The organism is Agrobacterium larrymoorei (genome assembly GCF_005145045.1).
Classification (GTDB): domain Bacteria; phylum Pseudomonadota; class Alphaproteobacteria; order Rhizobiales; family Rhizobiaceae; genus Agrobacterium; species Agrobacterium larrymoorei.
Genome location: NZ_CP039694.1, coordinates 262917 through 285010, shown reverse-complemented (window position 1 = coordinate 285010; position 22094 = coordinate 262917). Strand labels below are relative to the sequence as shown.

Here is a 22094-nt window from a genome sequence, read left to right as displayed (position 1 = left end):
GACCCTGACTCGGTCCGACGGCTGGAAATTCACTCTTCAATGATCTCGATTGCCCGCTCGGGACAGACTTCCGCAGATTTTCTGGCAGCATCGTGCATGTCCTCGGGCACTGGGTCCAACAGAACAATCGCCCGACCGTCACTGTCTCTGATTTCGTAAAGTGCCTCGGCTGCGAAGTAGCAAAGCCCATGTCCTTGGCAGGCCTCAAGATTGACCTTGACGTGCATCTTCTTCATAGTTTTCCCCGAACTCAAGCGAAACGTTTTCAAGTTAAGCGCTTAACTAACTGCGCGAGATGTGTGCCCTACACCGTCGTATCGTTTCAGGCGAGTGTCTTAGCTTTGCCTGTAGAGGCTCGCGGGTGCAGCTCTACATTGATAACGATGCTGGCTATGCGTGGAGACTTCTGCTTTAACAGCCCACGCAATTCAGCGACAGCGCCTCTTGCCAGTGCATCGCCGGGAAGTCGCACGGACGTCAGCTGCGGGTCCATCGCTCGGGAAAACGGCAAGTCATCAAACCCTGCGAGCGACATGTCATCCGGCACCTGTATTGCAAGTGCCTTCAATGCAGTGAGGACACCGTAGGCTTGTAGGTCGGTTGCGCACACGATGGCTGTGATCCCGTCCGACTTCCATTTTTGAAGAATGGTTGCGACAGTCGTTTCTGCGTCTGTCATCTCGATTTCGGTTTCCAGAATGACTGGACTTTCCACACCCATTTCCGCGAGTGCTGCCATAAACGCATTGCGACGTGCGGGAAATGTACGAGACTGGGTTTTTGCATCGATATATGCGAATTTGCGATGCCCGAAATCAACCAAATGTCGTGCTAACTCTCGTGCGCCGTCTTCTACAGCGAAATTCAGCGCTGCAATCCCGGGGCCGGAGCGATCAGAATCGACCAAAATCATTGGAATATTGGCTTCTATCGGCTTCAGGTAAGCGCTATCGACAGATATGCCGACAAGTGCATCGATACCGATCGCGAGTAGTTGCTCTATGTTTTGTCGGGCGATATCCTCACCAACATCAGTTGCAACAATCAATACCTGATAACTACTTCCCAGTTCTCGCATGAGCTCCATATGGACAGCGCTAAAGAATGGGTTACCAACACTGTTGGGGACGATAAAGCCTATAAGTCGGCTCGTTCCAGTGGCAAGCCCTCGAGCCCGACGATCAACGGTATATCCCAATTCGGACGCCACCTTCAAAACCCGTTGACGGGTTTCAAGAGGGACACGTTTATCCGCTTTGCCGTTGATTACGAGCGAGACCGTCGCAGTCGAAACCTCGGCGGCTTTCGCTACATCCAGCGCTTTGATTCGAGGCTTCCTCATTACAACGCTCTTTCCGACATTGACTGGATGAAGCCTACGCCTCATTTAGCAATAGTCAAGCGCTTAACAAAACTATTTTCACCTTCGTTAAGCGCTTGACTGAATCTAACAATCCAGCTTTCCTGTCAACTTAAGATGAGCCGATGGGGTGTTTTCGATGCAGAACTTTCTTGTGTTGCAGTCGCTATGGGCAATGGAGCGACGTCATACTGACGGATACGAATTATTGCTGGAAGAAAATATCGCAAAAATCGCAGGTGCCGGGTTCGGTGGCGTTAGCGCTCATTGCCATGATCGGGATAGCGTACGCCGCATCAAGAAACTTTTGCCGGACGGATGTAAATATTATGAGGGGCAGTGCTTCGTACAAACCATTGATGATCTCAAACCAGTTCTTGAAGTTGCATCGGAATTCGGGGTCGACCATCTGGATGTGCACGCCGATATCCGTCCGCGAAAAATAAGCGATTGCGTCTCTGTCATCGAGGGATGGCAGCGTTTGGCTGAGCAGATCACATTTCCAGTCTTGCTTGAGACCCATCGCGACCGGGTGACTAGCGATCTTCTTTTTACACTGGATCTTCTGGACCAATTCCCAAACCTTCAACTCCTTGGTGATTTGTCGCACTATATGGTCGGGCGCGAGTTTGCGTGGCCGATATCAAATGAAATACATGTACAGATCGAGCGAATTATGGATCACTGCTGGGCCTATCACGGTCGCGTATCGAGCCCGCAGCAGATACAGGTCGAGATATCGTTTCCCCAGCATCAACAATGGGTCGATGTTTTCCTTGGCTGGTGGCGTAATGGTTTTCAAAGCTGGCGTAAACGCGCCGGTGCCGATGCCACGTTGCCTTTCGTCTGTGAGCTTGGGCCAAAGCCTTATGCCATAACGGGCCCGGATGGCAACGATATCTCAGACCGTTGGAACGACGCGCTTGTGATGAAAAAACTAGTGCAGGGACTTTGGGCCAGCCTATCTGACGAGTTCATAAGCAATCACCCGTCGAGTAGTGCGGTTGCAGATATCTGATCTCGGGAGGTTGGTTCCATGGTTAGCCATACCGCACGCGTGTCTCACAAATCTCCTTGATGCGTCGTTCGAGTGGGGCCTGTCCGGTGCGGCGGGACTTGTAGTGGTATGTCGAGGTGTCGAACCTCAGGACCTTGCAGGCCCGTCGGATTGATATGCCCCAGTCCACCAGCATGCCGTCGATCAGCTTGCGCTGCCGGGCAGGCCTCAAAGTTTTCGGCGGATGACGGCTAAAATCATCAGCATCACCGCGATTCCAATGGCGAGGTCGCGGATCGTGTCTCTCCAAGGCTTGCATAAAGCTCGGTTCATCTCGGTGGATTTTCTATTTAGCGCTCAAACTAGATAGCACGCCCTGCGTTGTTACTTTGTCCGAGCGGACCTCGCTCTCAAGGTGTATTTAACACCCACAGGCTTAAATTTTTGTTTACTCTCGTCGCCAAAGTAGTCTTCTGCGACGCGCTCGAGCAGAACTAAACCGAAGCTTCGCTTACTTGGCGCTACGACAATTGGGCCCGGATGCCACTCATTTCGCTAGTCGAGCTTGAAAACGTCGGCGTTGTCCTGCCGTTCCCGCAGACCCTTATAAGAAGCATGTCGCAATTTGCCGTCTCCAGTCCAGGCTCTGAACTCGATCTCGGCGATCAGGGTTGGCTCGACCCAGACGATATCTGATTTTTCGGGGTAGGGCACAGGCGGCTGCTTTTGCTTCCAGCGCAGCCTGTCCAGCATCTTACGCAGCTTTGTCATCTCAGCTTCCTTGAAGCCTGTGCCGACATTTCCGATGTGGACGAACTCGTCACCGCGGTAGGCAGCCAATACCACTGAGGCGAAGCCGCCAGGTGATACCGTCGATGGCTCAAAGCCCACGATCATGAACGCTTCGCTCGCAACGCATTTGATCTTCACCCAGTCGCCGGTGCGGCCGGAGCGATAGGGCTGATCCATGTTCTTGCCGACGATGCCCTCAAGGCCAAGGCTGCGAACGTGTTCTAGCAAAACGTCGGGTTTGGCGTCGAGGGTTTCCGACACACGGATAGCACCCTCACATCCCTTCAATGTGTCTTCAAGAAGATGGCGGCGCGAGCGATACTCTATCTCTCTGAGATCATGGCCATCCAGATAAAGCAGGTCGAAGGCGTAAAGGACAGCATCAGAGGCTCGATTACCGGTAGCCCTGCCCGAAGCACCCAATGACTTCTGCAGTAGGCCAAAATCCGGTCGCCCCTCATCGTCGAGCACCACCGCCTCGCCATCGATGATCATCGTTGCTGGTCCAAGCGCTGTGGCGGCCTGTTCAATCGCCGGAAACCTGTGCGTCCAGTCATGGCCGCCACGGGTGGGGATGCGGACGCCTGTTGGCTCGAGATGGACGGCCAGACGATAGCCATCCCATTTGAGCTCCCAGCTCCACTGGTCACCTTTGGGTGGATGCGCCTTTAGCTGCGCAAGCGCTGGCTCGACGCGATCAGGCATCGGATCGATCAAAAGCTGTGGCTGTGCGGGATTGCGCTTCCGACGCGGCTTTGAGCGGATCGGGGCTTCGGTATCACGAAGGAGCGACTCTGATCTCGGTGGCTTCGTCATTGGGAGAGTTCAGCACAAAAAGCTTAAGAAGAGCGTGACGACGGCGTTCTGTCCCCGATATCCACTAGTTTAGAATGGCTCAGGCCCTATTAATCAATCATATTCCCAGTCTGACGTTCTTTTGATTCACTTATGATAGGAGGATTTGCCACCAGTGATTTGTTTTTGCTGACGCCATCTCAGTTCAACTGCATTCGACCTGCGGCGAAGGAATACGGTCCACATAAGACGCTTTGTAACCGGTCCGTCCGCTGGAGCAGGCTCGGCGTCTTCAACCGCATCTTTGAAGCACATGCAGAGAAAGCAGGTCAACCCGACAGGCCCGAGCAGCCAATCGTGGTGCGCACGCGAACCAGGCCGTCGTCGATCAGAAGATCATCCCCAGGCTTCACGGCTGCGAAGATTTCGCGATGGGGAAGCGGAATGTCGAGCAAACCTTTGCCCGGTTCCGTACCACACAGAAACCGGACAGCCGATCCCTTGGGAAGATCAAGTTTCCCTTCGCTCAAAACGCCGATGCGTATTTTGGGACCCTGCAAGTCCTGAAGAATACCGATGGACGTTCCAAGTTCCTTTTCCAGCGCCCTGATATGGGGGAAGGAGGCGGCATGATCCTCATGACTGCCATGGCTGAAATTGAGCCGGAAGGTATCGACGCCGCGAGGAACATTTCCCGCAGTTTTTCGGGCGAGTTTGAGGATGGCCCGACCGTAGCGACGATCTTGGCTCGACGATTGCTGCGAATGAACATGGATTTAACCGATCAAAATTGCACGTATGTCGTTGACGTTTGTAAGCGTCGGGCCGGTTACGACCAGATCGCCTGCGGCCTTGAAGGCGGTGTAGCTATCATGCGCGGAAAGGGCGGTGCGTGGCGAGATGCCGGCCTCCTGCATGCGCGACAACGTATCCGGAGTGATGATGGCGCCAGCAGCGTCCTCCACACCGTCGATGCCGTCGGTATCGCCCGCAATGGCCCAGATATTCGCTGATCCGTCCAGACCGATCGCCAGGCTCAGAAGGAACTCGGTATTCCTACCACCGCGGCCGGTCGATCCCTTGGGCAATGAGACGGATGTCTCTCCGCCAGAAAGAATGACCGCAGGGCCGGAGATGGGAAGCCCTTTCGCTTTGGTCGATTTGGCAATGCCTGCAAAGACGGTGCCGACTTCACGGGCTTCACCCTCTAGCGCGTCCCCGAGAACGAGCGTCTGCAAACCGTTGGCCTTCGCAACCTTTGCCGCTGCCTCCAAGGCTATGGATGGAGATGCAATCAGCCGCACCTCGGCATTCAGTGGGCGGGATGCATCGAGCGAGCCGCCCTGTGCAAGCACGTCCTGTGCTGCGGCGGGAAGTTCCAGTCCGTAACGGGCAACGATTTCCCTGGCGTCCTCGATCGTGGTGTCATCGGCAACTGTGGGCCCTGATGCGATCTCTGAAGGGTCGTCACCAGGTACATCGGATATGACCAGCGTAACCACTTTCGCGGGATATGCGGCCTGCGCCAGCCTTCCGCCTTTGATATTCGAAAGCTGTTTGCGAACCGTGTTCATTTCCGAAATGGTTGCACCGCTTGCAAGCAATGCCTGATTGACCGCTCGTTTGTCGGCAAGGGTCATGTTGCCAGCGGGCGAAACCAGAAGAGAGGAACCACCGCCCGAAATGAGGGCGATGACCAAATCGTCTGCACTGAGGTTTTCGACCGAACCGAGAATGCGCGTTGCCGCTTCCACGCTCATCTCATCGGGGACAGGGTGAGCTGCCTCGATGATCTCTATGCGACCTGCGGGAACCGCATGGGCATAACGGGTGACGACGAGCCCTGTGAGCTCCACATCACCCCAGGCTGTGTCGAGTGCAGCAGCCATTGCTGCCGATGCCTTGCCGGCGCCTACGACGACACAACGACCTTTAGGACGTTCAGGGAGATGTGTCGCGACCACCTTGGCCGGATCGGCACTGTCTACGGCTGCGTCGAAAATTCGACGCAGCACCTTGCGGGCGGACACATCATCCCAGGTCATTCGGCAGCGACCAGAATATTCGATCCGGCGATTGCTTCGCAGACTGCGTCTGTGACCTGCTGGGTGTTTGCGGTTCCGCCGACATCAGGAGTAAGGATGCCTGCCTCGGTGACCCGTTCCACGGCTGCCATCAGGCGCGCTGCGGCTTCCTGCTCGCCGAGATGTTCGAGCATCTGCGCTGCGGTCCAGAATGTCGCGATCGGGTTGGCGATGCCCTTGCCGGTGATGTCGAAGGCCGAACCGTGGATCGGTTCGAACATCGACGGGAAACGGCGCTCGGGATCGATATTGCCCGTCGGTGCGACACCGAGCGAACCGGCCAGCGCACCGGCGAGGTCGGACAGGATGTCGGCATGCAGGTTGGTGGCGACGATGGTGTCGAGGGTTTCGGGCTTCAGCGTCATGCGCACGGTCATGGCGTCCACCAGCATCTTGTCCCAGGTCACATCCGGATATTCCCTGGAGACTTCGGCGGCAATCTCGTCCCACATCACCATGCCGTGGCGCTGTGCGTTGGACTTGGTGACGACGGTGAGTAGCTTGCGTGGGCGCGACTGGGCCAGCTTGAAGGCATAGCGCATGATGCGGGTAACGCCGACGCGGGTGAAGATGGCGACTTCGGTGCCGACTTCTTCCGGCAGGCCCTTGTGGGCACGTCCGCCATGACCGGAATATTCACCTTCCGAGTTTTCACGCACGATCACCCAGTCGAGGTCGCCAGCACCGCAATTGCGCAGGGGCGGGGTGATGCCGGGCAGGATCTTTGTGGGACGCACGTTGGCATACTGGTCGAAGCCCTGGCAGATGGGCAGGCGCAGACCCCACAGGGTGATGTGGTCCGGAACGTCGGGGGCGCCGACGGCACCGAAGTAGATCGCATCGAACTTCTTGAGCTGCTCGAGACCATCGGCGGGCATCATGACGCCGTGCTTCTTGTAGTAGTCCGAACCCCAGTCGAAGGTCTCGGAGTGGATCTTGAAGTTACCGCTGCGCTTCTCGAGCGCTTCCAGAACCTGAAGTCCTGCGGCAATCACTTCCGGACCAATGCCATCGGCGGGGATGGCGGCTATCTTGTATTCACGCATGTTTATTCTCCAATCTGAATTTTGTTCTGGGTGGAAGCTGGGGGAGTGCCCCGGTTCGAAGCGCCGCGAGCAAGGATCAGCGTTACCGCAGCGGAAACGACGAGGAGCGCCGATACGAAGTAGAGACCGCCAGCGAAACTTCCGGTCGTATCCTTGATCCATCCGATCATCGACGGACCAACGAAGCCGCCGAGATTGCCGATCGAATTGATTGTTGCAATGCCTGCAGCAGCAGCCGGGCCCGACAGGAACAGGGTTGGCATGCTCCAAAGAGGAGGCTTGGATGCGCTGATGCCGATATTGACCAGTGTAAGTGCAACGAGGACGGCGAAGACTGTGGTTGCGCCGGTGGCGAGAGCGAGGCCGGCTGATGCCAGCAGACAAGCGCCGACGACGTGCCAGGTACGTTCATTCGTCTTGTCCGAATGGCGTGCCCAGAGGATCATCGCGACAACTGCAAACACGGCAGGAATGGAGTTGATCAGGCCCGTGTGGAACGAGGAGAGGCCGAAGCTCTTGATGATCTGCGGCGACCAGATGCCGAGCGTGTAGAGACCTGCCGAGGTGCCGAAGTATACGAGCGCCAGTGCCAGTACACGGACGTCAGCAAGACCGGCCCAGATACTATGGCTTGCCTTCGGCTTGCCCGCACGTTCCTGCTCCATGGTCTGAACCAGCCAGTTACGCTCCTCATCGTTGAGCCACTTGGCCTTCTCGGGGCGATCCGTCAGATAAAAGAGGACGACGACACCAAGAATGACGGCAGGAACAGCCTCGATGATAAACATCCACTGCCAGCCAGCCAGCCCCCAAATGCCGTGCATTTCGAGAAGCGCGCCGGAAATTGGAGAGCCGATCGCTGTCGCAAGAGGTGCGGCAGCCATGAACATGGCGGTTACAGCCGCTCTGCGACGGGCAGGGAACCAGTAGCTGAGATAAAGAATGATTCCGGGGAAAAATCCGGCTTCCGCCACGCCGAGCAGGAAGCGCAGAGTGTAAAAGCTCGTCGTGCCCTGAACGAGAGCCATGGCACCCGAGATTATACCCCAGGTAATCATGACGCGGGCAATCCAGATGCGCGCGCCCACCTTGTCGAGAATCAGGTTCGAAGGGACTTCAAAAATAAAGTACCCAAGAAAGAAGATGCCGGCCCCAACGCCGAAGACAGTCGATGAAAATCCAAGATCCTGGTTCATCGTCAGCGCCGCAAAGCCAATGTTCACTCGGTCTATGAAGGCAATCAGATAAAGAACCATGATGAATGGCACGATACGCCATGTAATTTTGCGCAGGACGCGCGATTCCAACTCGCTGGACATAGCAAGCTCCTCCCGATGTTCGATGAGACGCATCCTCCTGCGCCATCCAAAAACGGTATTCTGCCGCTTGCGGAAATCCAATGTTCAGATAATTATATAATTATTTGATATTATGAGGCGTCATGGAGCTGGAACAACTGAGATGCTTTGTCGCGGTCGCCGAGGAACTGCATTTTGGCAAAGCGGCGCAAAAAACCGGCATGTTACCCGCTTCCCTCGGTCGCCATGTACGGCTGCTGGAAGAATCACTCGGAACCAAGCTTCTCTCCCGAACGACAAGGAGCGTCGACTTAACCGACGACGGCGTCATGTTGCTGAGGGAGGTGAAGCCTCTCTTTGGCCGCCTCGAAACCGTGGCAAATCGTTTTCGAACGTCACGTCCGCACCAGACAAATGTATTGCGCATCGGTGCAATCGATAGTGCAGCGGCGGGCCTGGTGCCTCAATTGCTGCACGATTTCCGTGAGCGATCACCTGAAACCTCGACACAGCTTATGGAAGACAAATCGATTCGGCTGATACCGAAGCTACTGGCAGGCCGCCTCGATCTGGTATTGATTAGGCCGCGCGAAAAGCTCAGTCGCAACCTCTCGATAAAAAGGCTGTTTTCGGAAAGTGTCGTCGTTGCGGTGCCAGTCCATAGCCCGATGGCGCAACAAGGGGAGATTTCGATCGGCGATCTTGCCGACGAGCCGCTTATCGTCCCTGAACGGCGCTCGCGGCCGCACAGTCACGATCTGACATTCGGAATGTTCGCAGAGGCCGGTCTGCGGCCTTGTATCGCCCAGGTTGCTGACGAGAAACAGACGATCATCAATCTTGTTGCCGCAGGTATCGGTTCTGCATTGGTGCCCCGCTGGACGTCAAAACTTGTGCTGGATGGCGTTAAATATATCCCCCTGCGCGTGACGGAAAAGGGAAGGCCCGACCGCTTACCTCTCGCCGTCGCCTGGGTTAAGGCCGTCCGGGATCCACGCCGAGATCAGATGCTGGAGGTCCTTGAAGACAATCTTGAGCGCTACGCTGCCAACGCGTGAACTCACGCGAGTGATTTAGTGTTGTGTTTTCCGGTTAGCGTTACGACGAACTCGGACATCTTTGGAATTACGTAGTGTGCTGCCGATTAGACAACATCAATCCCGCCTAAAGGCGGGACCAGCGACAGTAGCCTTATCAATTCACCTGCTGTCGCGGTCCGGGCCGCCCCAGCGATCGACTGACACTTCGTGCCAATCAGCTCTGAACAACATCGAACTTGTTGCCCTCGGGATCAGCCCGTCGCGCATATCGTATGTGAGACAGGTCGAATGTCTGGAAATGCTCGGCGCCGAGAGCAACCAGGTTTTTTGATTTCCGCGTCGAGGTCGAAGGTCCTGAAATCGGCATGTACCCGGGGGTCTGACTCATTCTCGATGATGTTTGTTGCTCAATTGGCTTGGTTTCCAATAGAGAATCAGCGCCATGCAAGCCAAATTTCGACTTTCCGATCTGATCCCTGCCGAGTTAAGCGTTGAATCGATGCATCAATCTGCCGACACGATCGTCGTTGCCGCATGTGGTCGTTCAGCAGATTGCAGATGTCCACAATGCGGTAGCGTCTCACGTCGTATTCATAGTCGCTACCACCGGATAATTGCCGATCTTCCCTGTGCTGGTCGAAGGATCGAATTGCGCCTGGCGGTCCGGCGCTTCGTCTGTTGTGCAGCCAATTGCCATCGAAAGATTTTCGCCGAGCGCTTCGGCGATGGTGTGATCCGCCCCATGGCCCGTCGAACGGTCCGTCTGGACTGCTTGGTACAGCATCTCGCTCTTGCATTAGGTGGTCGCCCGGCCACACGGTTTGCCGATCGTCTCGGACTTCCGGTGAGCAATGATACGCTGCTACGAACCGTTCGCCGATATGATCGCCCGCCGCCAACGGCGCTGACAGTGATCGGCATCGACGATTGGGCATGGCGTCGCAATCATCGATATGGCACGATCATTTGCGATCTCGAACGACGAAAGACGATCGCGTTGTTGCCTGACCGAGAACCCTCGACCGCCAAGGCTTGGCTGGTCGATTATCCACAGATCGAGATCGTCGCACGAGACCGCGGCGGCGGGTATGCGCAGGCCGCTGCACAAGCTCTGCCACACGCCAAACAGGTCGCCGACCTCTGGCATCTTATGGAAAACGCCAGCCACGCCTTTCTTGACGCTGTTCGCAAGTCGATGCGGCAGGTCCGCGTTGCAATCGGCACAGCAACAATAAATCCAAAGCTTCTGACTGCCGCCGAGCGCCTGCAATATGAGGGATATCTGCGGCGTGAAGAGGCAGACGCCGTCATCCGTGATCTCGTCAAAGAAGGCGTATCCATCAAGGAGATCGTGCGCAGGACCGGACACAGCCGAAAGCTGGTTCGCAGTGTCGTTCGCGGTCAACGGACCGACATCTTTCGGGTCCGGCAAACTTCCCTGGAACCGCATCTGCCTTGGCTTGAAGCGCAATGGGACGCCGGATTGCGAAACGGCGCTGAACTTTGGCGGCAGCTACGGTTGGCTGGCTTCGGCGGCGGTCTCCGGGTTGTCACCGAATGGGCGACGCGGCGAAGGCGTGCCGAAAAGGCCGAGAACGGACTCGGGCATGCGCCGGCCGCTCGTACCATCGTCCGCCTGATGACGCTTGAACGCAACAACTTGACCAAAGCCCAAACGGTGACCGTCGCCGCCATCGAAGAGAGGCTACCAGATCTTGTTGAGGCCAGGGATGTCGTCGAGAGCTTCCACAAAATGCTACGCAGCAAGTCCAAAGATGATCTGGAAACTTGGATCGACCGCGCCGCAAGAAGCTTGGTCGCGTCGTTTGCCAACGGCATAATCCGCGACCGGGCGGCGGTCCAGAACGCAATAACTTCAATGTGGTCGAACGGCCAAACTGAGGGACAGATCACCAAGCTTAAACTCATCAAACGACAGATGTACGGACGCGGGAAGCTGGATTTGCTCGAGGCACGTATTGTCGGAGCGCCCTAATGTCATCGAAATTGCGTCAGAGCCAATATTCAACGCCGATTGACAGGATCGTGCGGAAAGCCAAGCACCCGAATGGAGAGACCTTCGCCGGCGGACCCCAGATGGTGGAAATCAGTCGCGATGGAAAGCGTGTCTACTGGACGAATTCCCTGTATTCGACTTGGGACACGCAATTTTATCCGGCGGGGGTGCCAGCAGCGCAGGTCATGGCTCACGTGAACCAGCAAGGCGGGATCAGCTTGGCAGAGGATTATTGGGTCAAGTTCCCCGAAGGTTATGCCGCACATCAAATCCGTTTGGAAGGAGGGGATTGCTCGACAGATTCCTTCTGCTATCCGTCCGCGAAATCTTGAGCGTTTCTTCGCAAGTGGCACTATGGGCAGCCGTGCTTCTCAGCGGGCTCTACCATGGGGCCAATCCTTCGATGGGTTGGCCCTTGGCTGTATCAAATGCCCTCATGGATCGCAGCGCCAAGGGGTTGATTGCTGCGCTCTGCTGGTTAGGTGTCGGCCATAGCTTAGCGATATTGGTTGTAACTCTCCCATTTGGCTTGCTTTCGGCTTTGCTAGACTGGGAGCGTGAAATACAGGTCGCTGCGAGCCTTTTGCTGATTTTCATGGGTCTTGTGCTGCTAATCTGGCGCCGACACCCACGTGCTTTGGTGAGGATACCGCCTTCACGCCTCGCGCTATGGTCCTTTGCCGTCGCCGTCGCACATGGGGCGGGCCTTATGCTTGTCCCGGTTTACCTTGGCCTTTGTGGCCCGATGGGAATGGACAGCGCTTCTCAAGCCGCAACGTCGCTCGCCGGAACGAATCTGGGTATTGGAATTCTCGTTGGCGTCGTTCACACCATTGCCATGTCGATATGCGGAGGATTGATCGCATGGGCAGTGTACCGTTCGCTCGGATTGGGACTTCTGAAGCGAAGCTGGTTCAATCTCGAAGCAGTCTGGAGCATCGGCCTGCTATTGGTAGGCTTCACCTCCCTGATTTTAAACGACGCCACCTAGTCAGGTTTCTTTCAAACCAGGCTCAATAAGGCGATGCCCGCCACTGAAGGGCTTGTGGCGGGCATCAGATCGCCACGCGGAACAGGATCATCTCGAAGGCCGCATTCGACGCGGCGACGCCGCCTCCAACCTGCACGTCGGATCGACGTTTTCCGTCGATCCTTCGCCTCTCATTCTTTCGGCTGTCCCTACGATTAATGGTCGCGAAAATCTGGCCTTCCAGAATGTCCCGAACATGCTCCAATTTGAGGTTTGAAGCAAAGTGCTGTTCGATCGTTAGCGCATTGACCCGGCTTGCTCGGTTTGTTTAACACACTGACAGGTCGGGAAATTCCGATCCGCAACAACAAGACCTGTCGTGAGAGAAGCGGCGGCTTGGTGTACTTCGAATTGATCGATTCCAAACCTGAGTGATCTAAATTTGTTTCGGCTCGGCGCCTGAGAGAATTCGCCCCTAAGACGGGTTCCACCGAATGCGGCTAGACCGTGTTGCAACCCGCGCAAGTCGTCTCCGACCGAGCCGTTTCATCGGCCAAAGCCCATTCTCGGTCGAGCGGAAACGCACGCGCGCCCCGAGTCAGTTCAATGCTCACTGGCACAGGACGCTTCAGTAGACGTGGCAAAAAGGTGATTGGCTTCTTTTTCATATAGTTCTGTTGCAGCGCTACGATCCGCATAAAACTGCAAAAAACCAAACACAGTGCTGCAACGGCATGCGTTAGATTGCCATGACCAGCGATCAGGAAAGCGCCCAATGCCCAGCGACTGTGAATCGTCAAAACTACTCGTTTTTCTACCGGAGACGGCCGGAACAACAATCATTGCCAGACTGTCAGAGAGAGGGTTTACGTCCGCCTTAATATCCACTGTACCGCAAGCGTTTGACGCACTTCGGTCCGACAAATTCGCTTTTGCCATCACGACCAGGCCCGACATCAACTTGCTGCGGAATATTCGTCCACTGCCGGTGATCAATCTCGAGGTCTTCTTTCACGCGGGCATCTCGGGTGATGGTAGCTCTGTGAAATCGAAATGGTTCGACAACAAGGCCTTTATTGAACGGGTCGAGTTTCTCGCTCGAGCTTCAACGAAGGTGGGATCGAAAGCCGAGAAAGGTCGCGCAAAAGCGCCACAGATGGTAGAAAGAAGAAGCTTCAAATGGTGGACCCGCGCGGCAAACACGCTTGGCCTCTGAAGCCGCAAAGATTCGATGGATGTCGCTTGTCGATGGCCCTCGTCGTTATGTCACATGCTTATCGAATCTCTCAATGTTGCCCAGTCTGCTGGTCTGGTTCAGCGCCGGAACGGTATGTAGGCAGGCTGTAAAGGCGATGAGCTCGATGCGGCGGTTACGCGCCGCTGTTATTTGGAAAATCGCTGCACCGAGGCAGGAACGAATATTTTTGGGAGGATGTCTCTTGATATCCTGGTTCATAGATACCGCGTCCTTTACTGGATATGCGATACTGGCAATATTTGTACTCGTGGCGCTTGCGCGATTTGCCAAGGAAAGCTGCCTTGCGTTCGCACAAAGACTACCCAATCGGTCGCGCACCAGACATCATCTGATTGCCTGGGCGTCCGTTGCGTTCTTCTCGCTCCTGACCTTCAGAGCATGCTATCTCGCTGCCGTGATTGTAGACTCCCAGTTCCGGACGAACCCCTTGGAAATCTATAATGCGCAGAAATAGCCGGCCGGTCGGAAAGTCATTTATTTCTAATCTGCCCGAGAGCAAATCACCGCAACATCTTGCAACATTTCTGAATTAAGTTTTGCACGACATCGGATAGATGTAGAATGGCACGCGGCAGAACCGCTGACCTCGGCAACCGCATACTAGCCCTGACCGGAAAGAGCTTACAGACATGGCCTTGCCCCCCCAGCAGCCGGGAAGTATCATATTGTATCGAACTACGGCGCCAAAGGTCCTGATCGTCGAAGACGACGGCGACATCGCAGCCATGTTGGTCGATCTGGTCAAAGCCAATGGCTTCGAAACAGCTTCGGTCGCGAACGGGATAGAGATGGACAGGATCCTCGCCCGTCATAGTTTCGATCTGATCCTTCTGGATGGAATGTTGCCTGGCGAGGATGGTTTCAGCATTTGCCGACGATTACGGTCTTCCGGAAAAACGCCGATTCTGATGTTGACCGCCCTCCGCGAGGATATCGACCGTATTCTCGGACTTGAACTGGGTGCCGACGACTACGTCACCAAGCCCTTCAACTCTCGTGTATTGATGGCACGTATCAAGAATATTCTGCGCAGGGCCTCGAATCATGATGACGCGGAAGCTGAGCTTCTACCCAAGACGTTCTCGGGATGGCGAATAGATCCAAGAAGCCGTCAGCTCTTCGATGCGGACGGGGCTCAGGTTTCCATGACGACTGCAGAGTTTGACCTGCTTTGGGCGTTCTGCTGCCATCCCCACAAGGTCCTGACCCGCGAACAGCTTTTGGCGATGACACATGCGGGCTCGGCTGGCCCGATCGAGCGCAGCATCGATGCCCATATCAGCCGTGTTCGGCAGAAGATCGAGCCTAATCTCAAGGACCCGACATTCATCAAGACCGTGCGGCTGGGTGGATACATGTTCGCATCTAAGGTCGAGCGTATTGCATGAAAGGGCTCCGGAGCGCCTCTATCCGCACACAACTTCTGTTTCTTGCCATATTATTGGTCGTTCTCGTTTCAGCAGTTGCAGCGACAACGGAACCCTTCATTTATGGACGCCATGACAAAGGTATCGAGATCGGTTTGTTCGCTGGTCGCATAGAGACCGTGCTCGAACAATTTGTCCGTGCAAAAACTGCAGTTGAGGAAGATGCGGCAATTCGGTTTGCTGATCGGATGGGAATTTCGACAAAGCGCGCGAACGCTGCGCAAGCGTCAATGTCGTATGAGGCTGGCGCGCCAAATGACGAAGTCTTGCAGCAGGTTAAACGTCTCATCAATGATGGATTTTTGACATCGATTCGAAGCGCTGTCTCCGGTAGCAGTCTGTCGACGCTAACCGTCAAGGTCGATGAGGGTAGGGCACTGTCGTTCGCCATGCCACAGTTCCCCACCAGCGTCTGGCTTGCACCGGCCATGGCAAGCGGACTTCTCAAAATCGTCATTCCGCTCATACTTCTCGCCTATCTTGGAAGTTGGCTGGTTACTGAACCTTTGGTCCGGTTCGCCGGCGCAGCCCAGCGCGCCAGCATGGATGATCACTCCGAGCAGCCCTTTAAAGCCGAAGGTGCATCCGAAATCCGGAGCCTCGCAGCGTCACTTAACGTTATGCAAGGCCGGGTTCAAACTATGCTGCGCGAACGGACGCGGGTCCTCCGAGCGATCAGCCACGATCTCAGGACCCCGCTCACAAGGCTTCGTATGCGGATCGATCGATCAAATGAGCCTGCGCTGAAAGAAATGATGCTGGCCGACGTCACGACCCTCTCTTCTCTGATTGACGCTGCACTCGGTTTTTTGGACAACAAGTTCGAGCCGGCTCGCAAGATTGACCTCTCGAGCCTGCTGCAAACGATTTCTGACGATTTTGCCGACACCGGGGTCAGCATAGAATTCACCGGACCCAGACGCCTTACATATGTTTGCATGCCGCAGGGATTGACACGCGCGATTTCCAATCTCGTTGATAATGCCTCTCGTTATGCTGAACACATCGGAATTAATTTGCAGGATCGTCGTGACGGCGTGTTCATCAGGGTTACTGACGACGGGCCTGGTCTACCGGATGATCTCAAGGAAAAGGTCTTCGAACCATTTTTCAAAGCGGATGAGTCTCGACAGACTGGCACTAAAAGCGGTGGTTTTGGATTGGGGCTTTCAATTGCTCAGGGCGTTGTGGTCATCGGCCACAGAGGTTCGCTCAGGCTACTGGACCGTCAGCCAAATGGTCTCATCGTCGAAATCGTGTTACCAAAACAGCAAATGGCTCGTCCCGGCAGCTTTTCCCCCGATATAGTTGTCTAATAAGACATTCTCGCGGCACGAACATTTTTCAACATTACAAAAGACACAGCAATATCTCCGTGCGTTATCCCTTTTCCAGCCACATTCGCCACACGGCACAACACCGGCTGGAGCCAAACCATTGAAGATATTTTCCAGAGCCACGATCTGCGTCCTCGTGGCCAGCGCTACGCTTGCCAGTTGTACCACGGCAGATCCGACGGCATACAGCGGTCTCGCGTCAGCCCAGCGTCTCAAAGCTGATCCAAGTGATCGCAGCGGTCGTGTCCCGTACCGCTACAACAGCGGAGCGAACTGGAGCGAGTACAACAAGATAATCATCGATCCTGTCACGGTCTATCGTGGGCAGGACAATCAGTTCATTAAAGTCAGCGAGCAGGACAAGGCCGCTCTTGCCAGCTATATGCAGTCCCGGTTTACGCAGAAGCTGCGAACAGGATTTTCCGTCGTGAATTCGCCGATGCCTGGAACGTTGCGTATTCATCTGACACTCACGGGAGCAAAGACGACCACGCCTGTCCTTGGGCTTCTCTCGCATCTTGATGTCGGAGGCGGTGTCTACAACGCTGTGCAATCTGTTCGTGACAAGGAAGGGTCGATGACCGGCTCTGTGTCTTACGCCGTCGAAATATACGACGCTACAACCAACACGCTTTTGTCCGCCTATGTTACCAAGCAGTACCCGAATGCTATGAACGTCGGCGCCAGCTTTGGCGCGCTGAAGGCGTCTCAGGTGGCCATCGAAAAGGGCGCAGACGCGCTGTTGGCTCAATTGCGCCCATGAGATCGACCGCAACATTTCATAACAACAAGCGACACACCGCAACAGCAGTCAGGCGCACCGTATCGGCAGGACAGTATCGTCGCCAAACTTGATGCGTCCGGCTGATTTACAAACGAGCCTATGCACAACAAGATCGAGGAAAAGTCTATGAGACGCAATGTCATTCTGGTCGGTGTCGCCATCGCTCTCAGCGCGATCGCTACGCTACCGGCCTTTTCGCAGGTTGTGATTTACGATGGTCAGTCTTCGGACCGTTACTCGGTCGATGGCGACACGGAATCGGACTTTCTTCACGCCTGGAACCGCCATCACGACAACCAGAACCGTTGGTCGGGGCGCAGCGGAAATTTCGGACCAGATGACGTTATCATCCTACTCCAGGATCGTGGTTACCGGGTGAGCAACGTGCAGGATGTCGGGGAGCGGTTTCTTGTCAATGCGACCCGAGGCGGGGATAAGGTGCTCGTCAGCGTATCGCGGTCTGGCGATATCATGGGTGTTGTCCACGACCAATACTGAGGCAACGCCTCATCCGAACCACCTCTTTAGCCAAGCGGCGCGGCCCCGACAGGCGATTGCCGGCCGCCATGTGAAAAGCATCCAATGTCCAAAAATCTTAACGGCGATATCATCTTGCCCTCGACGACATCGCGTAAAGAGGATGTGATCCGTGTCGAACGTGTCTGGCAGCACCGACATAATCTGGAGCTTCGTACACAAAAGCCGAGACAGCATCGTGTGCTGACGCTTGCCTTTGGGACGGGTGTCCTACTGCTTGGCGCAACCTGCATGCTCGCCAATGGTGACCTGAGTTCACGGCATGCCACGGTTTTGAACGAGGCAATGGCCTCGTATCCAGCGCCACAGGAAAGTGCGAAGGTCTCAACAAAATTCCAGCATGTCGAAGATGTCACGCTGAGGCAACTCGGTGGCGCGGACACACAACCTGTCTTGCCGACATATTCGGTCGTTCCAATTAGACGTCCTGCCAATGCGAATATGAAACCTCGAGGATCTGGCCAGACAGATCAACGTGTATCGGCATTAAACGCTGCGTCTGTTCTGCGTTATGACCGGTGTGCTCCCGATTGCGAAACTAGGGATACTCTCGTTGTCGGCACGGTCCCCACAATTTCTGCGGCTCCACATTCGGCCTCTTATCAAAACATGGAAACTGAGCCGACAAACAAAGCTGTTGAAGTTGGGAAAGCCGCAATCAATGGCGCAGGTTTTGTGCTTGTTCAGACCGCCGCTCTCCCATTCAAGACCCTGAAACTTGGTCGGGATGCCGTGATTAAATTATCCGAAATGGATTGATGAGCCAATAGAAAGCAGGTGCCTTACATCGTAAGCGTTATGGCGGCGACATTGTAATGATCGATTACTCCTGCGTTCGCGCCCATCGATGAGGGGCCAACGTTAGGACGTCGCCGCCCTCCTAACTGTCAGTGCTTCTGGCACCGATCTGTTTAACACGAACGACGATCTTTTAGGAAACTTGGGTCAACTTGGAGAAACCATTGTAGAACGAGCCATCGGGTCCCGTGATGTTCGTATAGATTTCGCCCTTGCCAAAATCCTCCACATGGACGACGGTCGTCTTGTCGGCTTCCTGCCAGTAGACGAGAAACACATCGTCCCGGATCGGTTTGTGGGTGAACCTGACTGTCTCGACGGAACCCTTGTTGGGCTCGACGAGCCTGGTAAAGACCATTTCGGTGTTCGAATTGAAGGCGATGCGGAAGGCGTTGCCCCCGCCGAAATCGACTTCATAAGCATGGCCGACAGCCGGGAAAGAAATCTCGTTCATATTGTCTTGGCTCCTGTCTTAGCGGAGGGCGTCCTGCACCATCGCGGTGTCGACATATTGCTGCATGCGCAGGATCTTGCCGTCCCAAAGTTCGTAAAGATGCGCGAAGTGGGCGGTCATGGACCTGCCGGTCGCCTTGTAGGTCCCGGAATAAATGCCGAAGGCGGCAACGCGTTCGCCATCGGCAAGATAGGTGTGAACTTCGGCCCTATAGCCACCCCATTCCGTCGCGAGACGATGAAAGACGCCCCTCATCAGGGCATCCACTCCTACATAAGTGCCCACATAGGGAAATCCCGCTGCCTCTGTCCACTCGATGTCGGGAGACTGAACGGCAAGAAGATTCTTGCCGTTCTCCTCGGAGGACCCTTCATAGGTCCTCCGGATGATGTCGCGATTGCTGCTCATCTCAACCCCACTTCATTTCGCCCTTGGCGACCTTGGAGCCGATCTCCAGTGCAATGCCCATACCAAGTCCGGGGAAGCGGGTCTCCATCGCTGACTTCAGCGCGACAGCGTCATCGGCCTTGCCCAGTTCCTCTTCGAAGGCGAGGAGATAGGCCTTGGTGAAAGCGACGGCGCTAAGATCGGTCGCGGCCTGCGGATCGAGGTGACCGGGCACGACGACGGCCGGGTTCAGAGCAGCGACCTTGTCGAGATTGGCAACCCATGCCGCCCGGACCTCCTTGGTCGGTGTGTCGGCAGTCCAGACATGGACGCCCGAAAAAATCAGCACACCACCGAACACCGCGTTGAGCGAGGGAACACGCAGATAGCGCCGGCTGGCCAGCCCCTCGGCGGCGACGATCTCGACCGTCTCGCCATCAACGGTCAACGTCGAACCGTCGAATGCTTCGGGCAGCACGATATCGGCGAGCGTCTGCGGCCCGTTCTCCTTCAACTGGGGCCCCCAGACGGCCAGTTTCTTCTCAACGTTGGCGTTGATGGCGGCGATCGTGTCGGAAGCGGCGATGACCTTGGCATTCGGGAACGCCTCGCGCACCTGCTTCAGACTGAAATAATAGTCCGGGTCGGACTGGCTGACATAGATGGTGGTCAGCGTCTTGCCCGTGGCCTTGATCGCCTCGGCCAGCGCGCGGCCATCCGGATAGGTGAAGCCGCCGTCGATCAGCAGCGCTTCGGTCGGCCCGGTAAGCAGCACCGGCGCGCGGAAGAAGCCGTTCTGGCCGGCGGGAAAATGTTTCCACGTCAATGTCGATCCGGCTGCATGCCCAAGACCTGCCGGGGCGAAGGCGATGGCGGCACCTGCTGCAAGCGTCGTTTTCATGAGGTCTCTCCTTGAATACATGGTTGTCTCCTGTCTTATCAGTTGCCGATACGCGCACGCACAGCGATGTTGGAAATGTTGATTGGGCGCGCTTCGATCAGCCCACTTGAAGTTCGGCGACGAGCAGATCGAATTCACCATAAAGAAGACGGCTATCGATCTTTCGGCACTGATCCCCGTGCCTTAAGAGAATGGCGGGTACGCCCTGAATGCCGAAACGCGCCATGTCGGCCCGTGCCGCCGAGATCCTGCTCCGATAGGCGGCGAGAAGCGCCTCGTCCGGAGCCTGAACCCGCTGAGCCGTCTCGACGAAGCCGGCCGATGTGAGCGTTTCGGCAACGATGCCGAGATCGGAATTGTTGCGGCCCTCCTGATAGCGGGCGCGCTGAAGGACCTTCAGCGCTTCAACCTCGCGCGCCGGCTCGCTGAGGCCGACAGCGACCAGCCCAAGCGTGGCCGGCGCGGCATCGAACAGGCCGCCCACCGCACCGAGCACATGCTCGCGATAGGCGTCGGAGAAGGGCTGCCCGGTCAGGCGGGCGATGCGCTGGTCATTCTGCCAGCCATAGTCTGCAAATTGCTTGTTCATTGGCCGCGAACCCTCTCCGGCAAACAAGCCGGTCGGCGCCAGATCGAGCGTCACACCGTCGAGTCGTGACAGTTTCTCAAGCGCTGGACCGGCGCCGTAGCACCAGCCGCAAAGAGGATCGAAGAGATAGGTGATCTGCATATCCGTTTTTCCGTGTTGTCTGGCACTGAAGATATGCGACTAGGATTGAATTGATAATTGCGATGACGTCGCCCAGACTGTGCGTCATTGGCTTACAATGTGGGAGCGTCTTATGGAGGCGATCAATCTCAATCGGCTCGCTTATTTCGTTGCCGTGGTAGACGCGGGCTCGTTCACGCGTGCCGCCGAGCGGCTCGGCATCACCAAGACTGTCGTCAGCCAGCAGGTGGCCCGGCTGGAAGCAGACCTGAGGACGAGCCTCCTCTTGCGGATGACCCGCCGCGTCGAGCCGACCGAAGCGGGCTGTTTGCTGCACGCGCGATCGGTGATCATCCTGCGCGAAGCGGAGGATGCGTTCGGAGAGGTTGCCGAGGTCACCGCCAGTCCGATTGGGACATTGCGGATCACAGCGCCGAACGACTTCGGCACATCGACCATTGCCCCATTGGTGGCTCAATTCTGCCGGATCTATCCCGTCTGCACGGTTGACCTCGTCTTGTCGGACGCTAGGATCGACCTGATCACCGACCACATCGACGTTTCGATCCGGGTCGGCTGGCTCGACGATTCCAGCCAGCAAGCCCGCCGTATCGGCACTTTCCGGCAGTTGCTTGTTGCCGCGCCGGACTTTGCGCGCACGATCGCCGCCAATATACCCGATGATCTCGCCCAGCAGCCATTCATCGCCAACATTGCCTTACGTGAGCCGCTGGTCTGGCATTTCTCGCGTTCCGACTTTGATCGCCGCACCATACGCACGCGACCAACGATGACCATCAACGCGACACCAGCCGTGCTTGCCGCGACACTAGCCGGCGGAGGGCTTTCGGTACTGCCGGACTTTCTGGTCAGCGAGCTGCTGGAGAGAGGCACGCTCGTCCAGGTGTTGCCAGGCTGGTCCTTGCCATCGGGCGGCATCCATGCGGTTTATCCCGCCGCAAAGTTTCGACCACCTAAGGTGACTGCGTTCGTCGCGATGCTGGCAGGCCACATGACGCATGCATCGGCGGACTGATCGTTTAGAAGGATAAGCTGGAATATTCAGCCTGACGCCGCGTGGAGCCACAATCAACGATTATTGT

At 56.1% G+C, this 22094-nt stretch carries 22 protein-coding genes and 3 pseudogenes; 12 read left to right on the top strand and 13 right to left on the bottom strand.

The window, feature by feature from the left end:
- Nucleotides 1-29 precede the first annotated feature (29 nt).
- Nucleotides 30-236, bottom strand: a complete 207-nt coding sequence (locus CFBP5473_RS24355; protein WP_051441456.1) for a ferredoxin — start codon at nt 234-236, stop codon at nt 30-32.
- A gap of 86 nt (nt 237-322) precedes the next feature.
- Entirely contained in the window at nt 323-1342 is a 1020-nt protein-coding gene (locus tag CFBP5473_RS24350) for a LacI family DNA-binding transcriptional regulator (protein WP_051441455.1), read from the bottom strand.
- A 157-nt stretch (nt 1343-1499) separates the two neighbouring features.
- Between CFBP5473_RS24350 and CFBP5473_RS24345 the strand changes: the two genes are divergently transcribed.
- On the top strand, nt 1500-2378 hold the full coding sequence (locus CFBP5473_RS24345; RefSeq protein ID WP_051441454.1) for a xylose isomerase: 879 nt from the start codon (nt 1500-1502) through the stop codon (nt 2376-2378).
- A 25-nt stretch (nt 2379-2403) separates the two neighbouring features.
- On the opposite strand, the pseudogene CFBP5473_RS24340 reads toward CFBP5473_RS24345, so the two are convergent.
- From CFBP5473_RS24340 to CFBP5473_RS24310, 6 genes and pseudogenes are all read right to left on the bottom strand, one after another.
- Nucleotides 2404-2595, bottom strand: a pseudogene (locus tag CFBP5473_RS24340) (IS3 family transposase); the annotation flags it as partial.
- A gap of 317 nt (nt 2596-2912) precedes the next feature.
- The gene (gene ligD, locus CFBP5473_RS24335) at nt 2913-3965 is read right to left on the bottom strand and encodes a non-homologous end-joining DNA ligase (protein ID WP_136954453.1); all 1053 of its coding nucleotides are present in this window, start codon (nt 3963-3965) and stop codon (nt 2913-2915) included.
- Nucleotides 3966-4306: 341 nt separating this feature from the next.
- A pseudogene (locus tag CFBP5473_RS24325) lies at nt 4307-4710 on the bottom strand (pyruvate kinase); the annotation flags it as partial.
- 10 nt (nt 4711-4720) lie between these two features.
- Complete coding sequence (locus CFBP5473_RS24320) at nt 4721-5989, bottom strand: glycerate kinase type-2 family protein (protein WP_027677242.1); 1269 nt, start codon at nt 5987-5989, stop codon at nt 4721-4723.
- Nucleotides 5986-7074 (bottom strand): tartrate dehydrogenase, encoded by a 1089-nt coding sequence (locus CFBP5473_RS24315; protein WP_027677241.1) that lies wholly within the window; start codon nt 7072-7074, stop codon nt 5986-5988. The genes CFBP5473_RS24320 and CFBP5473_RS24315 overlap by 4 nt, the downstream gene beginning before the upstream one ends.
- Nucleotides 7075-7076: 2 nt before the next feature.
- Entirely contained in the window at nt 7077-8393 is a 1317-nt protein-coding gene (locus tag CFBP5473_RS24310) for an MFS transporter (RefSeq protein WP_037171910.1), read from the bottom strand.
- A gap of 122 nt (nt 8394-8515) precedes the next feature.
- On the opposite strand from CFBP5473_RS24310, the gene CFBP5473_RS24305 reads away from it, so the two are divergent.
- The 5 genes and pseudogenes from CFBP5473_RS24305 (at nt 8516) to CFBP5473_RS24285 (ending at nt 13615) form a co-directional block, all read left to right on the top strand.
- A complete protein-coding gene (locus CFBP5473_RS24305) occupies nt 8516-9430 on the top strand; it encodes a LysR family transcriptional regulator (RefSeq protein ID WP_027677240.1) in 915 nt (304 codons plus the stop codon).
- Between the two features lie 424 nt (nt 9431-9854).
- Nucleotides 9855-11408: an ISL3 family transposase gene (locus CFBP5473_RS24300; protein ID WP_027677239.1), complete on the top strand. Its 1554-nt coding sequence runs from the start codon at nt 9855-9857 to the stop codon at nt 11406-11408.
- Nucleotides 11409-11437: 29 nt separating this feature from the next.
- Nucleotides 11438-11761, top strand: a pseudogene (locus tag CFBP5473_RS24295) (selenium-binding protein SBP56-related protein); the annotation flags it as partial.
- Between the two features lie 377 nt (nt 11762-12138).
- Nucleotides 12139-12420: a hypothetical protein gene (locus tag CFBP5473_RS25675; RefSeq protein ID WP_337678402.1), complete on the top strand. Its 282-nt coding sequence runs from the start codon at nt 12139-12141 to the stop codon at nt 12418-12420.
- A gap of 754 nt (nt 12421-13174) precedes the next feature.
- Nucleotides 13175-13615: a hypothetical protein gene (locus CFBP5473_RS24285; protein ID WP_037171906.1), complete on the top strand. Its 441-nt coding sequence runs from the start codon at nt 13175-13177 to the stop codon at nt 13613-13615.
- A 45-nt stretch (nt 13616-13660) separates the two neighbouring features.
- Here the strand turns inward: CFBP5473_RS24285 and CFBP5473_RS24280 are convergent, their stop codons facing one another.
- A complete protein-coding gene (locus tag CFBP5473_RS24280) occupies nt 13661-13855 on the bottom strand; it encodes a hypothetical protein (protein WP_136954452.1) in 195 nt (64 codons plus the stop codon).
- A 431-nt stretch (nt 13856-14286) separates the two neighbouring features.
- On the opposite strand from CFBP5473_RS24280, the gene CFBP5473_RS24275 reads away from it, so the two are divergent.
- The 5 genes from CFBP5473_RS24275 to CFBP5473_RS24255 all read left to right on the top strand — a co-directional run bounded on the left by CFBP5473_RS24275 (nt 14287) and on the right by CFBP5473_RS24255 (nt 18501).
- Nucleotides 14287-15045 carry a response regulator gene (locus tag CFBP5473_RS24275; protein ID WP_051441447.1) on the top strand — a complete coding sequence of 253 codons (759 nt, stop codon included), beginning with the start codon at nt 14287-14289 and terminating at the stop codon, nt 15043-15045.
- The gene (locus CFBP5473_RS24270; RefSeq protein ID WP_027677234.1) at nt 15042-16400 is read left to right on the top strand and encodes an ATP-binding protein; all 1359 of its coding nucleotides are present in this window, start codon (nt 15042-15044) and stop codon (nt 16398-16400) included. Before CFBP5473_RS24275 ends, CFBP5473_RS24270 begins: the two co-directional genes overlap by 4 nt.
- A 121-nt stretch (nt 16401-16521) precedes the next feature.
- The gene (locus CFBP5473_RS24265) at nt 16522-17184 is read left to right on the top strand and encodes a DUF3313 domain-containing protein (protein WP_027677233.1); all 663 of its coding nucleotides are present in this window, start codon (nt 16522-16524) and stop codon (nt 17182-17184) included.
- A gap of 147 nt (nt 17185-17331) precedes the next feature.
- Entirely contained in the window at nt 17332-17703 is a 372-nt protein-coding gene (locus CFBP5473_RS24260) for a hypothetical protein (protein WP_027677232.1), read from the top strand.
- A gap of 84 nt (nt 17704-17787) precedes the next feature.
- Nucleotides 17788-18501 carry a hypothetical protein gene (locus CFBP5473_RS24255; RefSeq protein WP_027677231.1) on the top strand — a complete coding sequence of 238 codons (714 nt, stop codon included), beginning with the start codon at nt 17788-17790 and terminating at the stop codon, nt 18499-18501.
- Nucleotides 18502-18673: 172 nt separating this feature from the next.
- Here the strand turns inward: CFBP5473_RS24255 and CFBP5473_RS24250 are convergent, their stop codons facing one another.
- From CFBP5473_RS24250 to CFBP5473_RS24235, 4 genes are all read right to left on the bottom strand, one after another.
- A complete protein-coding gene (locus CFBP5473_RS24250; protein ID WP_037171904.1) occupies nt 18674-18994 on the bottom strand; it encodes a MoaF-related domain-containing protein in 321 nt (106 codons plus the stop codon).
- A gap of 18 nt (nt 18995-19012) precedes the next feature.
- A complete protein-coding gene (locus CFBP5473_RS24245; RefSeq protein WP_027677230.1) occupies nt 19013-19402 on the bottom strand; it encodes a nuclear transport factor 2 family protein in 390 nt (129 codons plus the stop codon).
- A 1-nt stretch (nt 19403) separates the two neighbouring features.
- Nucleotides 19404-20303: an MBL fold metallo-hydrolase gene (locus tag CFBP5473_RS24240; RefSeq protein ID WP_027676425.1), complete on the bottom strand. Its 900-nt coding sequence runs from the start codon at nt 20301-20303 to the stop codon at nt 19404-19406.
- A gap of 76 nt (nt 20304-20379) precedes the next feature.
- Entirely contained in the window at nt 20380-21012 is a 633-nt protein-coding gene (locus CFBP5473_RS24235) for a DsbA family protein (RefSeq protein WP_136954451.1), read from the bottom strand.
- A 112-nt stretch (nt 21013-21124) separates the two neighbouring features.
- On the opposite strand from CFBP5473_RS24235, the gene CFBP5473_RS24230 reads away from it, so the two are divergent.
- Complete coding sequence (locus tag CFBP5473_RS24230) at nt 21125-22027, top strand: LysR family transcriptional regulator (protein ID WP_027677345.1); 903 nt, start codon at nt 21125-21127, stop codon at nt 22025-22027.
- The last annotated feature ends 67 nt before the right edge of the window (nt 22028-22094 follow it).

What these genes read in the sequence shown, in the direction of transcription:
- CFBP5473_RS24355 (WP_051441456.1), bottom strand. Translation starts at nt 236, where the DNA reads ATGAAGAAGATGCACGTCAAGGTCAATCTTGAGGCCTGCCAAGGACAT.
- CFBP5473_RS24350 (WP_051441455.1), bottom strand. Translation starts at nt 1,342, where the DNA reads ATGAGGAAGCCTCGAATCAAAGCGCTGGATGTAGCGAAAGCCGCCGAG.
- CFBP5473_RS24345 (WP_051441454.1), top strand. Translation starts at nt 1,500, where the DNA reads ATGCAGAACTTTCTTGTGTTGCAGTCGCTATGGGCAATGGAGCGACGT.
- ligD (WP_136954453.1), bottom strand. Translation starts at nt 3,965, where the DNA reads ATGACGAAGCCACCGAGATCAGAGTCGCTCCTTCGTGATACCGAAGCC.
- CFBP5473_RS24320 (WP_027677242.1), bottom strand. Translation starts at nt 5,989, where the DNA reads ATGACCTGGGATGATGTGTCCGCCCGCAAGGTGCTGCGTCGAATTTTC.
- CFBP5473_RS24315 (WP_027677241.1), bottom strand. Translation starts at nt 7,074, where the DNA reads ATGCGTGAATACAAGATAGCCGCCATCCCCGCCGATGGCATTGGTCCG.
- CFBP5473_RS24310 (WP_037171910.1), bottom strand. Translation starts at nt 8,393, where the DNA reads ATGTCCAGCGAGTTGGAATCGCGCGTCCTGCGCAAAATTACATGGCGT.
- CFBP5473_RS24305 (WP_027677240.1), top strand. Translation starts at nt 8,516, where the DNA reads ATGGAGCTGGAACAACTGAGATGCTTTGTCGCGGTCGCCGAGGAACTG.
- CFBP5473_RS24300 (WP_027677239.1), top strand. Translation starts at nt 9,855, where the DNA reads ATGCAAGCCAAATTTCGACTTTCCGATCTGATCCCTGCCGAGTTAAGC.
- CFBP5473_RS25675 (WP_337678402.1), top strand. Translation starts at nt 12,139, where the DNA reads ATGCTTGTCCCGGTTTACCTTGGCCTTTGTGGCCCGATGGGAATGGAC.
- CFBP5473_RS24285 (WP_037171906.1), top strand. Translation starts at nt 13,175, where the DNA reads ATGCCCAGCGACTGTGAATCGTCAAAACTACTCGTTTTTCTACCGGAG.
- CFBP5473_RS24280 (WP_136954452.1), bottom strand. Translation starts at nt 13,855, where the DNA reads ATGAACCAGGATATCAAGAGACATCCTCCCAAAAATATTCGTTCCTGC.
- CFBP5473_RS24275 (WP_051441447.1), top strand. Translation starts at nt 14,287, where the DNA reads ATGGCCTTGCCCCCCCAGCAGCCGGGAAGTATCATATTGTATCGAACT.
- CFBP5473_RS24270 (WP_027677234.1), top strand. Translation starts at nt 15,042, where the DNA reads ATGAAAGGGCTCCGGAGCGCCTCTATCCGCACACAACTTCTGTTTCTT.
- CFBP5473_RS24260 (WP_027677232.1), top strand. Translation starts at nt 17,332, where the DNA reads ATGAGACGCAATGTCATTCTGGTCGGTGTCGCCATCGCTCTCAGCGCG.
- CFBP5473_RS24255 (WP_027677231.1), top strand. Translation starts at nt 17,788, where the DNA reads ATGTCCAAAAATCTTAACGGCGATATCATCTTGCCCTCGACGACATCG.
- CFBP5473_RS24250 (WP_037171904.1), bottom strand. Translation starts at nt 18,994, where the DNA reads ATGAACGAGATTTCTTTCCCGGCTGTCGGCCATGCTTATGAAGTCGAT.
- CFBP5473_RS24245 (WP_027677230.1), bottom strand. Translation starts at nt 19,402, where the DNA reads ATGAGCAGCAATCGCGACATCATCCGGAGGACCTATGAAGGGTCCTCC.
- CFBP5473_RS24240 (WP_027676425.1), bottom strand. Translation starts at nt 20,303, where the DNA reads ATGTATTCAAGGAGAGACCTCATGAAAACGACGCTTGCAGCAGGTGCC.
- CFBP5473_RS24235 (WP_136954451.1), bottom strand. Translation starts at nt 21,012, where the DNA reads ATGCAGATCACCTATCTCTTCGATCCTCTTTGCGGCTGGTGCTACGGC.
- CFBP5473_RS24230 (WP_027677345.1), top strand. Translation starts at nt 21,125, where the DNA reads ATGGAGGCGATCAATCTCAATCGGCTCGCTTATTTCGTTGCCGTGGTA.